Genomic DNA, 12,210 nt, shown 5'->3' with positions numbered 1-12,210 from the left:
ACCCAGATGCGGTACCGGCACCGCGGCGACCAGCGCCGTCACGACAACGGCACTCCCACCGAAGCACCCGCGCAGTGAGCGACGAACCCCTACGGAAACCCGCCATGACCACCAACAACGCCCCGCTCCCCACCGCCGGACCACGGCACAGCGCGGAACTCGACAGCGCCGAAGCCCTGCGCCTCCTGGGCAGCGTCTCCCTGGGCAGGATCGTCTTCACCCAGCACGCGCTCCCCACGATCAGGCCGGTCAACCACGTCCTCGACGATGGCGACATCATCATCCGCAGCCACGAGGGCTCGGCGATCACCTCGCACACCCGCCATGCCAACGGCTCAGGCGTCGTCGTCGCCTACGAGGCCGACTCCATCGACCCGGACACCCACCTCGGCTGGAGCGTGGTCGTCACCGGCTACGCCCGCCTGATCACCGACCCCCACGAACTGGCCCGCTACCAGGCACTGCTCCATCCCTGGGTGAGACAGACCATGGACTACGCGGTCCGCATCCACCCCGACCTGGTCACGGGAATCCGGCTCACCGCCGCGGACGAGACCATCAGCGCCTGACCTCGACGAATCAGCGATCCGGTGCAGGGCTCCGCGGGCTCCCGCAGAACTTGTGCCTCGGCCGTCGACGCCGGTGGACAGGTCCCAGGAGTGGATCCGGACCGAGACCTGTCCGGCGGCGAGCTGCTTCGCGGTGTTCACAGTGCCCCAGGGAAGGTGCGGCTGATCACGTCGAGCTGCTGCTCGCGGGTCGGACGAACGACGTTGACCGCGTAACCGGAGGGCTGGGAACCCGTCACCGCGACCGTCCGGCCCCTTTGTCATGGGGCCGGACGGCCCTCTGCGCAGGGCCCCGGTCAGGCGGAGAGCCGCACCCCGTACAGCGTGCGACCGCCGACCAGCTCCCGCCCGGTCACCAGCTCGGGCTCGACACGCACGAAGACCTCCACGGGCGAAGGGGCCCAGGAGCCGGGAACAACCCTGTCCAGGCGCTCGTGCTCGGCCGGGTCGTTCACCACTGCCGCCCGCCCGGTCACGACGACGCTCCAGCCGGCCCTGGCGACCGCGTCGACCTCGTCCACCTCGAAGGCGACCACCGAACCGTCGACCGCACGGGCCAGTTCCGAAGCCGCACAGGTGCGCAGCAGCACCGCACCGTCGTCGTCCAGACAGAAGTTGACCGGCAGGACCGCGGGCAGTGCCTGCCGGGTGTACACGATGCGGCCGACCGACACCTTCGCCAGCAGACCCAGACATTCCTGCCGACCGAGTTCACGGAAACCGTCGTTGGGATACATAGCCAGTCCGTCTCTCACGCAGGGCGACGCTCACACTTCATCGTCCGCAGCCTCGGCATCGGAGATGAGAGGCCATGCGTCCTCCCTGCGTCGGAGAGCGGCCCCCGCGAGGGTGCCGATATGCCCCGCCGGCACCCGTCAGGGAGAGCTCGGCCCGTCGAGGAGCCGGACGAGCGCAGTCCCTCAGGTCTGCTCTGCCCATGTACGACAGGCACACCAGATCCGCCCCCGGCCCAGAAGGACAGCCGGGGAACCTGGTGCGGGGCCCCGCAGGCGCTTGCGAGACCGCGTGAACGGGCCGAACGGCCCTTCCCCACGGTCCGCCCTCGCGGGTTGTCTCTGGGCATGGCCCAAGCCCACACCATGCCCGCGCCCTGCCCCACGGAACGTGTCGTCGACGGCACAACCCTGGTGGAACTGATCATCCAAGACCCGTGACGGTGGTCGTGGTCATGGAACTCGCGGGGCAGGACAGCCACGACACGGCAGAGGGGAGCGCGCCGAGCGCGTCTGGCCCGTACGGTCCACGCCGAGGGACCACCGGCCCCTCCCCTCCACCGCCGGGCAACTCCCACCATCGGTGAAACGCACGATCCGCGCTGCCTCTGCGCGACCCGGGACAGGAAAGGAGGGCCCCTTGCGATCCACCACTGTTGACGCCTCGCTGCTGGAAGCCTGCCTCACGGCCGCGATCGCCGCGCCATCGATCTTCAACACCCAGCCATGGCGCTTCCGCCTGGCTCCCGAGACCGTCACACTCCAGGTCCTCGCGGCTCCGGAGCGAGGGCTGCGGCACATGGATCCCACGGGCCGTGCCCTGCACCTGTCGGTGGGCGCGTCGGTGTTCAACCTCCGTGTCTCGGTGGCTCACTTCGGCTGGCACGCGGTCACCCGCCTGCTGCCCTCACCGGACGATCCCGAGCTCCTCGCCACCGTCCGCCTGACGGGCCCCGCTTCTCGGCCGGCCACGGGGCGTCGCGGGGACCTGTACGAGGCGATCGGCCGCAGGCACAGCAGCCGGTTCCCGTTCTCCGGCAGGCCCCTGCCGCCCCAGCTGTGCGCGGAACTCACCGAGGCCGCCCACACCGAGGGGGCCCTGCTCACCTTTCCCGCAGTCGCCGAGACCGATCGTCTGCTCCGGGTGACCGCCGAGGCCGAGCACCGCAACCGTACGGATCACGACCGAGCAGCCGAGAGTCGCCGCTGGATCCACCGCGACCCGGACGCGCTCACCGACGTCGGACTCCCGCAGACCGCCCTCGGCCCGCAGGACGCCCATGAGCGACTGCCCATGCGCGACTTCACCGCGCAGCGCCACACCGAGCGGCTTACCGCCCGGCCGTTCGAGACGAAGCCGGTCATAGCGCTGCTGACCACCGAACACGACCGCCGGGCCGACTGGCTGCGGGCCGGGCAGGCCCTGCAGCACCTGCTGCTGGTCGCGACGGTCCACGGTGTACGGACCTCCCTGCTGCACCAGCCGATGGAGTGGCCGGACCTGCGCCGTTCCCTGAGCTCCACACCCGGCCTCATGGGGCACCCCCAGATGCTGATCCGCCTGGGATACGGCCCGGACGGCCCGGCCACCCCACGCCGCGTCGCGCCGCTCGATACCGGGCCGACCGGCCTGCGGGGCGACTGAGGGACGCCGCGTGGCCGCGCCCGCGACGGGACCGGCCTGCACGTTGTACCCCGCTCGGCCGCCGGGCCACCGTCGAGGAGATCGCCGCCCCCTACGCCTTCCTCGTCTCGCCTGCCGCCGCCTGCGTCACCGGATCCATCCTGGCCGCGGACGGCGGCTACACCGCAACCTGATCTGCGACATCCCGTGAGTTCACCTGAGCGCCGTTCGGGTTCCTGACCCTGTGGCCCGGGGGTTCCCCGCCGCGGTCGGCTCCGGGAAGGTGACGCCGGTCAGCTCCTCCGACGCCGTCCACAGGCGTCGGGCGGCTTCCGGATCCGCGGCGGCCGGGGAGCGGCCGACCAGGGTCGGGGCGCCGCGGGTCTCGAACATGCCGCCCGGGCCGACGAGGCTCGCGCCGGGGAGATCCTGGACGGCGGCGTACAGGGTGGGGAGTGCGCCGGCCCGGCTGTCCTGGGCGATCAGCCGGTTGCCCAGGCGCATGAGAGCGCGCCGCAGCGCGCTGGCGTCGTGCCCCTGGAGGTTGGTGGCGGCCAAGCCGGGGTGCGCGGCGAGGGCGCGTACGGGTGAGCCCGCCTCGGTGAGCCGCCGCTGGAGTTCCAGGGTGAAGAGCAGGTTGGCGAGCTTGGACTGGCTGTAGGCGGGGATCGGGCTGTACTCGCCGGTCAGGTCGAGGTTGTCGAAGCGGATGCGCGGGCTGCCCGGGGACTTGTGCGCGAGGGACGTCAGAGTCACCACGCGGTCGGTGAGGTGCGGCAGGAGCAGGTTGGTCAGTGCGAAGTGCCCCAGGTGGTTGGTGCCGAACTGGGTCTCGAAACCGTCCTTGGTGCGGCCCTCGGGGACGTTCATGATGCCGGCGTTGTTGATGAGCAGGTCCAGGTCGCCGTGCCAGGCGCCGGCGAACTCGCGCACGGAGGCGAGGTCGGCCAGGTCGAGGCGGCGGACCTCAACGCTGCCGTTCACCGTCGCGGCCGCGGCTTCGCCGCGCTCGGTGTCCCGTACGGCGAGGACGACGTGGGCGCCCGCGGCGGCCAGGGCGTGGACCGTGGCGAGTCCGAGGCCGCTGTTCGCGCCGGTGACGACGGCGGTGCGGCCGGTCTGGTCGGGGATGTCGGTGGTGTTCCAGGGCTGGGTGTGCGTGTTCTTTGCCATGGCCCCAATGTATGCACCGATCACAATGTAGGCAACGTTAACAATGTGTGCGTCGCCTACACCCGGCTAGGCTGAGGGCATGACGGACCGCCCCTACCACCACGGAGACCTCCCCGCCGCGCTGCTCGCGCGAGCCGAGAAGACGCTGCGCGAGCGGGGGGTGTCCGCGCTGTCCCTGCGCGAACTGGCCCGCGTGATCGGGGTGAGCCCCGCCGCGCCGAGTCGCCACTTCAAGTCCAAGCAGGCGCTGCTGGACGCCCTGGCGCTGACCGGGTTCGAGCGGCTCGCCGAGGCCATCGCAGCCTCGCAGGAAGGCGTTGGTGAGGCGTTCGCCGACCGGCTGGATGCCGCGGCCCGCGCCTATGTGGGCTTCGCCGTGGCCAACGCCGCACTGCTCGACCTGATGTTCTCGGTCAAGCACAGTCCGCAGGCGTCGGAGGCGCTCGGGGCGACCGCCCATCGATGGTCCGATCAACTCCTGGAACTGATCGGCGACGGACAGCTCCGGGGCGAAGTGCGCGAGGGGCCACTCGAACGGATCGCCTTGCCGGTCTTCGCGGCGCTGCACGGCTATGCCGGCCTGACGGTGAGCGGCGTCCTGCCGCCGGAGGCGGCTGAGCACGGCTTGGACGACCTGATCGCGTCCGCCCTGCGCGGCTGCGCGACACAGTAGAGCCGCGCAGGATGACCAGAGGGGTCACCATTCAAGAACTGGCTGAGGATCATTGTTCAGAGACTGGCGACACCCCGGACATCGGTGAGCGGCGGCGGAGTGGGGCCCGGGGTGTTCCAGGGTGTGCGGTGTGGCCGGCTTTCCGTCCTGGTGCCCGCGCGGCGGGGCCCGAAGGGCCGGGGTGAGGTGCCGGTGAACGAGGACAGGGACCTACAGCGCCGTCACCCGCAGGAGACAGCCGGGCCGGCGTGGCCCCTCGACCGGATGACGGTGAACTGCCGTCGTTCGAAGGTACGTTGATGCGACCTAGGCCTTCAGGACACGGTCCAGTGCCGCTCGGCCTCTGGGGCCCCAGTGGGGCTTGCCGCCGGGGAGGCCCCGGTCTCCGTTCTGGCCCATGAGCATCAGGAACAGGCTTTTCATGGCGGCCAGCCCTCGGGCGCGACGGATCGCCGCCTCGTCCGCACGGGCGTACGTGTCGAAGAAGCGTGAGGCCGTGCCCGCGGGCAGCAGGACCCATGCGGCGGCCAGGTCCCATGCCGGATCGCCGGCGAACAGGGCGCCGAAGTCGACGACGCCCGTGAGCGTTCCGTCCGAGACGACGACGTTCGCGGGATGGAGGTCGCCGTGCACCCACACCGGCGGACCCTCCCACGCGTGGGCCGCGACGGCGTCGTCCCAGACAGTCCGGACGTCGGCGGCGATGTCGTCGGGGACGACGGCCTCGAAGAAGTACGCGAAGCCGTCCGCGCAGTCCCTGGGATGGGCGCCGAAGTCCGTGGAGACCGGCGCCTCTGCGGGTGCCTCCACGTGGAGTGCCCGGAGGAAACCCGCCAGTGTGTCGGCCGCGTGGTCGCCGCGGCTGATCGCGCCGTGGTCCAGCGGCTCGCCGGGGACCCACGTCATCACGGTCCAGTGCTTGGGGAAGCGTTCGGACGTTTCGCCGAACCGGACCGGGCGCGGCACCGGGAGCGGCAGGCGCGGGGCCAGCACCGGCAGCCACCGCCGCTCCTTCAGCTGAAGCTCCGGGGTGGGGTCCATGCGTTGCATGCGCACGGCCAACTCGTCCCCGAGGCGCCACATCTGGTTGCCCCAGCCGCCCGCGACCTCACGGACGGCCAGCCCCGCGAGGTCCGGATGCTGTTCCTTCAGCAGGTCGCGGACCAGGTCTGCGGTGATCTCGACCTCGGTATCGGTGCCGATCTCGGTGTCCGGGAACGTGTCGGTGTCCGTGTCCGTGTCCGTCATGCGACGGCACAGTACTGCGGGTGCCCCCGATGCCCGCTCCTCGGCTACGGGATGACCACTCCCGCCCCGTTGTCGCCGCTCAGGTTCGCGCCGAACAACGCCCTCGGCGCCGGGGCCCCGATGTCCGTCGGGTTCTGGGCGACCGACTTGGCGGCGGTCACGCCGGAGGCGGCGCCGCGCAGCAGCCACACCGCGCCGCCGTTCACGACGCTGCCCAGGTTCTCGCCCGGCGCGCCCGCGACCAGGTCCGCCTTGCCGTCACCCGTCATGTCGAGCAGTCGCAGTGCCGCGCCGAACACGTCGCCGGACTCCGCGGCACCCGGAACTCCCGTCGTGTCCTGGTGGAACGCCTGCGCGCCCTTGCCGGTGAGCCCGCCCTTGGCGCCCTTGAGCAGCACCACGGCGCCGGCCCTGGCCTTGGAGCCGATCGCCTCGCCGGGGACACCGACGGCCAGGTCGGGGTATCCGTCGCCGTTGACGTCGCCCGCGTGCAGCCGTCCGCCGAACTGGTCGCCCTTCTCGCTCACGCCGGGCACGCCCGCCGTGTTCTGGGTGATCGTCTGCGTACGGGTCTGGCTGGGGCCGGACGCGGAACCGTAGTAGATCTTGACGGTGCCCGGGTCCTCCTCGGTGCCCTCGGTGTCGCCGTTGAGGAAGACGCGGGTGGCGAGGTCGGCGTAGCCGTCGCGGTCGAAGTCGGCGACGGCGGTGCCGGCCGCGGAGTTCAACCGCTGCGGGACGGTGGACAGGCCGGCCTTGGAGCCGAGCCACAGCTTGCCGCCCTCGGCGTGGTTCTCGTAGACGTAGAACGTCGCGAGGTCCTCGATGCCGTCGCCGTTGAAGTCGCCCGTGGCGGTGGAGTTGATGGAGTTGTCGGTGCTGTACACCTGCACCTGCTGGGTGCGGCTGGGGGCGCCGTTGCGGCCGAAGGGGCCGTGGAGGACGTCGTGGAAGTCGTACTCGTCCCCGTTGCCCATGAACAGGTCCGTGTACCCGTCGCCGTCGAAGTCGCCGGCGGTGAGGTCGTCGCCGACCTGGGCGTTCGCCGGTGCGCCGACGCGGACGGCGCCGTCGCCGGACAGGCCGGTCTTCCGGCCCCACAGGACGGTCACCGACCCGTTGACGTTGTCCTCCGGCCGGTAGTCGCGGGCGACCACGGCCAGGTCGGTCAGGCCGTCGCCGTCCAGGTCGCGGGAGACCATCGCGTAGCCGAAGACGTGGTTGTCGCCGGAGGCGCCGGGCACGTGGGTGGTGTCCTGGGTGAAGACCTTGGTGCGCTTGGGGTCGAGGCCCTGCGGGGAGCCGTAGCTGACCGCGACGTAACCGGCGCGGGCGTGGCCTCCGACGCTCGCGCCCGGGGCGGCGACGGCGACGTCCTGGTAGCCGTCGCCGTCGAAGTCCTCGCGCACGGTCGCGACGCCGTCCTTCGCGGACGCGGTGCCCGCGACGAGCGGCACGCCGAACGACCCGATCAGGGCGGCGGCCACGGCGGTCGATACGGCAGGTCGGCGGATTCCCACTGCTCCTCCTCAAAGCGCGAGCGACATCGAGACGCCTCGCACGGGTGTGACTCACCTCCAAGACACCCGGAAACGGTGGATGGTTGTGCGAGGGCGGCCCGGTGAAGCGGGCACGGCGCGCCGGTGCGCAAGGGCGGGCCCGAGAGCCTTCCGAAACATCAGGCTCATCCGGGGCGCCCAGGGGTTACGACCGCTGCCTGGCGTCACTGGGCATGGACGCGAGGCTCTCTCCGCACCCGGACCGTCCTCCACGCCGAGCGCGGCCGATCCCTCGGACCCGGGCCGCGCCTTCCCCTCCGTGCTCGCTGTGCCTGAGCACCGACAGGGTCGGCGACCATGTCCTGCCGGTGGCCGGGTGACAGAAGGGCTCCCGCGAGTCATGTCCTCGCGGGAGCCCTTCCTCCTACCGCCTGCCGGTGAAGGTTGAGAAGACGATCACGAGCAGGACGTCTGTGCGGACGCCGCCACGGTCGCGGCGTCATGCGTCACCACGTTCAGGGCGTGAGCAGCAGGCTGTCGCCGCGCTCCTTGGCGGCGGCGTAACGGCGGGCCACGTCCTGCCAGTTGACGACGGCCCACATGGCGTCGATGAAGTCGACCTTCTGGTTCTTGTACTGGAGGTAGAAGGCGTGCTCCCAGGCGTCGAAGACCAGGACGGGGGTGGAACCCTGGCCGACGTTGCCCTGGTGGTCGTAGACCTGCTCGACGATGAGGCGCCCGCTGAGCGGTTCGTACGCGAGCACGCCCCAGCCGGAGCCCTGCGTCGTCGCCGACGCCTTGGTCAGCTGCGCCTTGAAGGCCGCGAACGAGCCGAAGGACTCGGCGATGGCGTCCGCCAGCTCGCCCACTCCGTCCTTCTCCAGGGGCTCGCCGCCGCCGTCACCGGTCATGTTGTGCCAGTAGATGGAGTGCAGGATGTGGCCGGAGAGGTGGAAGGCCAGGTTCTTCTCCAGGCCGTTGATCGAACCCCACTGCTCCTTGTCCCGCGCCTCCGCCAGCTGCTCCAGCGTGTCGTTCGCGCCCTTGACGTACGCCGCGTGGTGCTTGTCGTGGTGCAGCTCGATGATCTGCGGGTTGATGACCGGTTCGAGCGCCGCGTAGTCGTAGGGAAGCTCCGGGAGCGTGTACACCGCCATGTCCAACATCCTCCGACACTATTGCCACTGATGTGCAACTGCACGCTAGCAGCAATAGGGGCGGGTCATCGATCATGCGTGGGTCCTGGGACCGTGGTCGGGTCGCGGGGACGGTGTCCTCGGGGCCACCGGAGACCGCGCCCGACGCGCGACGGCCCGGCCCTACGGCGAAGAAGCCGTAGGGCCGGGCCGTGGCCGCGCCTGCTCGTACCAGCCGGTGCGGGCGGGATCGTTGCGCCTCTAGCCGGTGACCCGGCGGAACGTCCACTGCTGGTTGGTGCCGCCCCGGTCGGCGTACTGGATCAGCGCGGCGCCGTCGGCCGTACTGCCGGAGGTGACGTCGAGCACCTTGCCGCTGTTGCGGTTGACCACCTGGAAGACACCGCCGGACAGGGGGCGCAACCGCCACTGCTGGCTGGCCCTGCCGTCGGGGGTCGCCTGTACGACCCGTGCGCCGTCCGCCGTGGAGGATCCGGCCACGTCGAGCACCTTGCCGCTGCGGACGCAGGTGATCGTGTGGTAGCCGTCGGCCGTGGACTGGAAGGCCCACTGCTGGTTCGTCGCGCCGTTGTCGGTCCACTGGATCACGGCGGCGCCGTCCGCGCCGGACCCGCCGGCGACGTCGGCCACCTTGCCGCTGCGCACGCTGACGCATGTGTACGTCCGCGCGGGGGCGATGGTGTACTGCACCGAGTCGAAGTCGACGTGGCCGGTGCCGCCCGGGTTGTAGGTGTAGAGGCCGATCCGGTCGCCGCGGTAGCCGCCCCAGGTGAGCTGGTAGGTGCCACCGACCTGGGTGAACGTGCTTCCGTCGAGGCTGTAGGAGAAGCGGCTGACCCCGTTCACGTCCCATGTGGTGCGCAGCCACACGGCGTTCTGTGTGAGGGTCGCGCCGCTGGTCAGGGTCCCGCCGACGTTGTGCTCGATCGTGGTGGTGGTCCCGGAGCGTCGCACGCCCAGTCCGGCGTAGGTGGCGGCGTAGTGGCACAGCCCGGCGTGCTGGCCGTCGGCGAGGCCGGCCAGTTCGAGGCGGACGGTCACCGTGGCGCCGCCCGCGGTGCGCAGCACTCGCTGGGTGAGGGTGTTGCCCACCTTCATCAGGTTGTCCCCGGCCAGCGGTGCGAACGCCTTCAGCCGCAGATAACCAGGACGTTCGGTCAACGACCAGTAGTCCGCCCGGGGTTGGTAGTACCACTCCCACTGCGGCTTGAGGCGGGTGTCGGTGAACGAGTCGCTGGTGACGACGGCGGGCAGCGCGTCGACGGGGAGGCCGGGGGTGCCGGTGTCGGGCAACTGGCCCGTCCACGCCATGGTGCCGATGCCGTCCGAGCCCACCGTGCCGATGATCGGCCAGCCGTCGACCCAGGTCACCGGCAGCAGGGACAGCACGCGCCCCTCCCATCCGCCGTGGCCGTGGTGGGTCACGAAGTACCAGTCGCCGCCCGGGGTCTGCACCAGCCCGCCCTGGTTGGGCTCGCGGTCGACCGAGGTGTTGACGTGCAGCAGCTGGCGGGTCTCGAAGGGGCCGAGGATGCTGGAGCCGCGGTTCATCATGAGGACCCGGCCCTCGGGCTTCACCTCGCTGAACAGGTGGTAGTAGACACCGTCGATCTTGTACAGCTTGCTGGCCTCGCTGCGCGACGACTGGTGGATCACCGGGGCCGGACCGACCAGCGACTTGCCGTCCTCGGACAGCTTGTACAGGTGGATCTTGTAGTTGTCCGAGTAGTGCGTGGTGACCAGGTAGCCCTGGCCGTCGTCGTCCCAGAACGGGCACACGTCGTTCCAGCCGGAGGTCCGCCACATCGAGTGCAACGGCTCCCAGGGGCCGGTCGGCGACGGGGCCGACGTCATGAAGAAGCCCTCGTCGGGCGTGTTGAAGTACACCCAGTACCGCCCCGCGTGGAAGCGGATGGCCCCGGCCCACACGCCGCGGCCGTAGCGGTTCATCCGGTCCCAGTTCAGCTCCGGTCCGATGCGGGTGACGTCGTCGACCGAGCCGCCGATCGGGCGCCAGTTGACCAGGTCCTTCGAGTGCAGGACGGCCATGCCGGGCGAGTATCCGAACGTACTGGTGATGCCGTAGTAGTCGTCGCCGACCCGGATGCAGTCCCAGTCGCTGAGATCGGCCGGGACGATCGGGTTGACGTACGTGCCGTCGCCCTGGTCACCCCAGGTGCCGGCCGGAGGAGTGGCCGCCGACGCCACGCTCGACGGGAGCAGGCCCGGAAGGAGGAGGGCGCCGGTACCGACCGCGGCGAGCCGGCCGAGTTGTCTTCTGGTGAGGTCCACGATGCAGTCCTTGGCTGGAGGTCATCACGTGCGGGAGCGGTGGGTGGACACCGCGGGGAGAGCGCGGGAGGGAGAACGTGGTAGAGATCCGGCCTTCGCGTCGGGCGGGCCGCGTCCCGGCAGCTCGTCGTGCGTGCCGCGTCCCGACGGCTGACGCCCCTCACCCGTGCGGTGCGGGGTGACGGCATGACGAAGGCACACCGCCGGGCGCCCGGGCAACGGGTCCTTTGGGACACGTGACGACCGAGGACGGAACGACGGTTTGTCGATATATCGAACGGCTATCGGCTTGTCGAACCGATCGACGCTGAAGTTAGAGTCCCGGCCGCACGGAAGTCAACGGATCGTCCGCGTTTTTCCGAGAAGTGCGGCGGCCGGGACAGGGCGCGGAGGGGCGCCGACGGGCGCCGTCAGCCGAACAGGCGGCGCTGGATCTCGCGCCGGTAGTCCTCCAGGGTTCGGTCGAGGTGCGCCGCGGTGGCCTGCGCCGCTTCCTCGGGGCGACCGTCACGGATGGCCCGGTAGATCGCCTCGTGCTCCTCGACGGCCGCCTCGGTGTTCTCCCCGAGCGAGTCATGGATACCGATGGCACTGGACTGGCGCTGCAGGCGTCGCGCGTCCCGCACGGCGCTGACGAGGAACGTGTTGTGCGAGGCCGCCGACACGGCCGTGTGGAAGTCCTCGTCCGCCTGGTTGAACACCTCGACCTGGCCGTGGACGAACCCGTGCCGGCACTGCTCCATGGCGACTTCGATGGTACGCAGCTCCGAAGGGGTGGCACGGGTGGCCGCCAGACTGCTGGCGGCCATCTCCTGGACCCTGCGGAACTCGAACAGCATCAGTACGTGGTCGATGTCGACGGGGCGGAAGAAGCCTCCCCACCGGCTGGTGACGAGCATGCCCTCGTCGTCCGCGACGAACAGGCCCCGCCCCTTGTGCGCCCTCACCCGGCCCAGCGCCGAAAGGATCTTGACGGCCTCCCGCACCACCGCCCTGCTGGTGTCCAGCGTCCGGGCGAGGTCGATCTCCGTGGGCAGCCGGTCACCCGGCGCCAGTCGCTCCTCGGCGATGTACGCGAGGATCCGCTCCGCCACGATCTCGTACCCGGGACGGTAGTCCCGCCGCTCGTCCGGGCCGGCCACGCCCGCAGGCGCGGCGGGAGGGGCCTGGACCGGCAGGGCCGCTTCGATCGCCGGCATGTCGTCCATCTGTGCTGCCTCCCGGGTGACTTCTGCTCACGC

General features: G+C 70.8%; 11 protein-coding genes. 4 read left to right on the top strand and 7 right to left on the bottom strand.

Going from position 1 to position 12,210, the window contains the following annotated elements; all coding sequences use genetic code 11:
• Positions 1-104 precede the first annotated feature (104 nt).
• Positions 105-569: a pyridoxamine 5'-phosphate oxidase family protein gene (locus AOK15_RS00375; protein ID WP_205632063.1), complete on the top strand. Its 465-nt coding sequence runs from the start codon at positions 105-107 to the stop codon at positions 567-569.
• A 296-nt stretch (positions 570-865) separates the two neighbouring features.
• On the opposite strand, the gene AOK15_RS00370 is transcribed toward AOK15_RS00375, so the two are convergent.
• Positions 866-1,306 carry a pyridoxamine 5'-phosphate oxidase family protein gene (locus AOK15_RS00370; RefSeq protein WP_055511424.1) on the bottom strand — a complete coding sequence of 147 codons (441 nt, stop codon included), beginning with the start codon at positions 1,304-1,306 and terminating at the stop codon, positions 866-868.
• Positions 1,307-1,943: 637 nt separating this feature from the next.
• Here AOK15_RS00370 and AOK15_RS45995 point away from each other — a divergent pair.
• Together AOK15_RS45995 and AOK15_RS45990 are read left to right on the top strand one after the other, a co-directional pair.
• Positions 1,944-2,948 carry an Acg family FMN-binding oxidoreductase gene (locus tag AOK15_RS45995; RefSeq protein ID WP_055511422.1) on the top strand — a complete coding sequence of 335 codons (1,005 nt, stop codon included), beginning with the start codon at positions 1,944-1,946 and terminating at the stop codon, positions 2,946-2,948.
• Positions 2,870-3,121 carry an SDR family oxidoreductase gene (locus AOK15_RS45990; RefSeq protein ID WP_079058226.1) on the top strand — a complete coding sequence of 84 codons (252 nt, stop codon included), beginning with the start codon at positions 2,870-2,872 and terminating at the stop codon, positions 3,119-3,121. Before AOK15_RS45995 ends, AOK15_RS45990 begins: the two co-directional genes overlap by 79 nt.
• A 19-nt stretch (positions 3,122-3,140) precedes the next feature.
• Here the strand turns inward: AOK15_RS45990 and AOK15_RS00360 are convergent, their stop codons facing one another.
• Positions 3,141-4,100 carry an oxidoreductase gene (locus tag AOK15_RS00360; protein WP_055511419.1) on the bottom strand — a complete coding sequence of 320 codons (960 nt, stop codon included), beginning with the start codon at positions 4,098-4,100 and terminating at the stop codon, positions 3,141-3,143.
• Positions 4,101-4,179: 79 nt separating this feature from the next.
• On the opposite strand from AOK15_RS00360, the gene AOK15_RS00355 reads away from it, so the two are divergent.
• Positions 4,180-4,773, top strand: a complete 594-nt coding sequence (locus AOK15_RS00355) for a TetR/AcrR family transcriptional regulator (RefSeq protein WP_055511417.1) — start codon at positions 4,180-4,182, stop codon at positions 4,771-4,773.
• Between the two features lie 306 nt (positions 4,774-5,079).
• Here AOK15_RS00355 and AOK15_RS00350 read toward each other — a convergent pair whose 3' ends face one another.
• The 5 genes from AOK15_RS00350 to AOK15_RS00330 all read right to left on the bottom strand — a co-directional run bounded on the left by AOK15_RS00350 (position 5,080) and on the right by AOK15_RS00330 (position 12,177).
• Positions 5,080-6,021: a phosphotransferase gene (locus tag AOK15_RS00350; RefSeq protein ID WP_055511415.1), complete on the bottom strand. Its 942-nt coding sequence runs from the start codon at positions 6,019-6,021 to the stop codon at positions 5,080-5,082.
• A gap of 44 nt (positions 6,022-6,065) precedes the next feature.
• Complete coding sequence (locus AOK15_RS00345; protein WP_055511412.1) at positions 6,066-7,541, bottom strand: FG-GAP and VCBS repeat-containing protein; 1,476 nt, start codon at positions 7,539-7,541, stop codon at positions 6,066-6,068.
• A gap of 494 nt (positions 7,542-8,035) precedes the next feature.
• On the bottom strand, positions 8,036-8,677 hold the full coding sequence (locus AOK15_RS00340) for a superoxide dismutase (RefSeq protein ID WP_055511411.1): 642 nt from the start codon (positions 8,675-8,677) through the stop codon (positions 8,036-8,038).
• 240 nt (positions 8,678-8,917) lie between these two features.
• Positions 8,918-10,969 (bottom strand): family 43 glycosylhydrolase, encoded by a 2,052-nt coding sequence (locus AOK15_RS00335; protein WP_055511409.1) that lies wholly within the window; start codon positions 10,967-10,969, stop codon positions 8,918-8,920.
• 410 nt (positions 10,970-11,379) lie between these two features.
• A complete protein-coding gene (locus AOK15_RS00330; protein ID WP_055511407.1) occupies positions 11,380-12,177 on the bottom strand; it encodes a FadR/GntR family transcriptional regulator in 798 nt (265 codons plus the stop codon).
• Between the last annotated feature and the right edge of the window lie 33 nt (positions 12,178-12,210).

This window comes from Streptomyces ossamyceticus, assembly GCF_001418475.1.
Classification (GTDB): domain Bacteria; phylum Actinomycetota; class Actinomycetes; order Streptomycetales; family Streptomycetaceae; genus Streptomyces; species Streptomyces ossamyceticus.
Note: the sequence above shows the minus strand (reverse complement) of the source record. Positions and strands in the feature narration are given on the sequence as shown.